The organism is Anabaena sp. CA = ATCC 33047, from assembly GCF_963870205.1.
Lineage (GTDB): Bacteria > Cyanobacteriota > Cyanobacteriia > Cyanobacteriales > Nostocaceae > Trichormus.
The window spans coordinates 1-2631 of the sequence record NZ_CAWMSA010000040.1; the positions used below are offsets into that span (position 1 = coordinate 1).

General features: G+C 42.3%; 3 protein-coding genes. 2 read left to right on the forward strand and 1 reads right to left on the reverse strand.

Annotation, left to right across the window (positions count from 1 at the left end):
- Positions 1–92: 92 nt before the first annotated feature.
- On the forward strand, positions 93–308 hold the full coding sequence (locus tag AACS98_RS09510; RefSeq protein ID WP_066378808.1) for a hypothetical protein: 216 nt from the start codon (positions 93–95) through the stop codon (positions 306–308).
- Positions 309–414: 106 nt separating this feature from the next.
- Here the strand turns inward: AACS98_RS09510 and AACS98_RS09515 are convergent, their stop codons facing one another.
- Positions 415–1170: a YebC/PmpR family DNA-binding transcriptional regulator gene (locus AACS98_RS09515; protein ID WP_066378811.1), complete on the reverse strand. Its 756-nt coding sequence runs from the start codon at positions 1168–1170 to the stop codon at positions 415–417.
- Positions 1171–1465: 295 nt separating this feature from the next.
- Here AACS98_RS09515 and AACS98_RS09520 point away from each other — a divergent pair.
- Positions 1466–2631, forward strand: a 1166-nt coding sequence (locus AACS98_RS09520) for an ABC transporter substrate-binding protein (protein WP_066379564.1), incomplete at its 3' end; no start/stop codon positions are given.

Sequence of the window (2631 nt, forward strand, 5' to 3'; positions counted from 1 at the left end):
ACTCCTGCTTCTCTACGAGACGCTGCGCGAACGCAGTGAGTGAGAGGCTTCTTTTTGTTTAAGCTAAACTTAGCCGCGAGGAGGTAGAAGCTATGTTAGGGTTAGATGCGATTAGAAATACCAGAGTTTACCAAGAAGCCAAAGAGGAAGGTAAGCAGGAAGGTAAGCAGGAAGGCAAACTGGAAGGTATTCCTGGTCTTTTAAGATTGGGATTAAGCTTAGAACAAATCGCTGAGGCTATGGGATTAGATATTGAGTTAGTACGACAAGCCGCAGCACAACACTCTATTGATAATCGTAATGTATAAATTCGAGTTGTGGCAATAAAAATGTATATAAGCCTGATTTGCCTGAAAAATCAGGCTTATATTTTGTTTCTGTCTCCATGCAGAAAAAGAAAATCTGTGTATATTGCTACCCAACACTCACAGCTAATAACTGCTCTGACATATCAAAATTAGAAGTGACATTCTGCACATCATCTAGACCTTCTAGGGTATCAATTAACTTGAGGAGCGATCGCGCTTGTTCTGCGTCTGTGACTTCCACATTGTTACTAGGAATCCAGCGCAATTCTACATCGGTGACTTGAAAACCTTTATCTTGTAAGGTTTGGTTGAGAATTTCTAAATTAGTGACTTCCGTCAACACTTCCGCCGTGTCTTCTGCCGTCATCTCATAAGATTCCGCACCACCTTCTAAGGATGCTTCTAAAAGCTGCTCTTCATCAAGCACACCTTCAACAACACATACACCTTTTTGGTCAAACATCCAGCTAACACAGCCTGTTTCACCCAAGTTACCACCATTTTTACTAAATGCTGCCCGCAAATCAGCCGCAGTACGATTACGGTTATCAGTCAAGGCTTCAATTAAAATTGCTACACCACCAGGGCCGTAACCTTCATAACGAATCTCTTCGAGAGTAGCATTATCATTAAAAGTACCAGCACCTTTAGCGATCGCTCTTTCAATGTTTTCATTCGGAATACCCGCCGCTTTTGCCTTCTCAATCGCTGTACGTAGCTGGAAATTCCCGGCTGGATCTGGTATTCCATTTCTCGCCGCCACAATAATGGCTCTAGACAATTGGGTAAAAGTCTTACCCTTTTTGGCATCCACTACTGCCTTTTGGCGTTTAATATTTGCCCATTTACTATGACCAGCCATAAGCTAAATGATTTATTCTCTCTCCAAAGATAGGATAATATATAGCTTCCGCCTAGACGCAAAGGAAAGATTGGGGACTTAGTAAGTAAGAAGATAAATCTTCAGGGTGTTGGCCTTTGTCCCCATGTAGGCTTAGTCTTTCTGTAGAGAATTAGAAATTAGTCAGTACACAGACAAAATTAATTACACAAATTTTTTATACCCAATCTCCAATACCTTTCTGTCCCCTGTAGTTTATCTCCTGAATATGCGATATATTTCTCAACCTCGCAAATCCAGAACCAAAAGCAAAAAGATGAAAAATTTCCTGCGCCGTTTTCTGATGTTACTGGTAGTAGGACTATTAGCTGTAAGCGGTTGTCAAACTATACGCTCTGGAGTTAACGCGGGGAAAGTCACTCACATAACTTTATGGCATGGGGTGAACCCACCACCAAATCGGGATGTGTTGCAAAGGTTGGTAGATAAATTTAATCAAACTCACCCAGATATTCAAGTAGAATCACTGTATGTTGGGCAACAGGATCAGCAAATGCCCAAGATTTTGGCTGCTGTTGTGGGCAACGCACCACCTGATTTATTGTGGTTTAATCCTACCATTACCGGACAATTAGTGGAACTAGGGGCGTTGATTCCTATAGATGAGATGTTGGCAAACTCCCCAGTCAAAGACGAAATTGACCCCGCTCTCTATTCATCGATGCAATACCAAGAGAAACTGTGGTCAGTGCCTTTTGCTACGAATAACGTAGGGATTTTTTATCGTCCCAGTTTATTTAAAGCCGCAGGAATTACAGAAACACCCCGCACTTGGGAGGAATTTCGGCAAGTTGCCAAGCAATTAACTCGTGACACTGATGGTGATGGCAGAATAGATCAGTATGGAATGTTTCTACCTTTGGGTAAAGGAGAATTTACAGTCTTTACTTGGTTGCCATTTATGTGGAGTAGTGGCGGTAAATTGGTGAGTGGTGATGTTCAAAATGCCGCAGAGGTGAAGTTACAGGATAATGGGGGAGCGATCGCCGCTTTACAATTTTGGCGCAATCTCATTCAAGATGGTTCGACGCTGTTATCCAGTCCAGAAAGGGGTTATGAAACAGATCCTTTACTGTCAGGACAAGTAGCAATGCAAATCAACGGCCCCTGGAATCTCGGACAATTCCAAGCTACTAATATTGATTTTGGCGTATTTCCCCTACCAGCCAACCAACAACCCTCAACCAGTATCGGCGGCGAAAATTTATTCTTCTTTAAAACCACACCAGAAAGACAAAAAGCCGCTTTTAAGTTTGCTGAATATACCATGAGCGAGGAATTTCAAACCGAATTAGCCTTAGAAGCCGGTTATTTACCTATCAATATCAAGTCCCGCGAAAGTGCAAAATATCAGGAATTTGTGCAGAAACTCCCACAAGTGCAAGTATTTTTAGAGCAAGCGAAACATGGGCGCAGTCGTCC

What these genes read in the sequence shown, in the direction of transcription:
- AACS98_RS09515 (WP_066378811.1), bottom strand. Translation starts at nt 1,170, where the DNA reads ATGGCTGGTCATAGTAAATGGGCAAATATTAAACGCCAAAAGGCAGTA.
- AACS98_RS09510 (WP_066378808.1), top strand. Translation starts at nt 93, where the DNA reads ATGTTAGGGTTAGATGCGATTAGAAATACCAGAGTTTACCAAGAAGCC.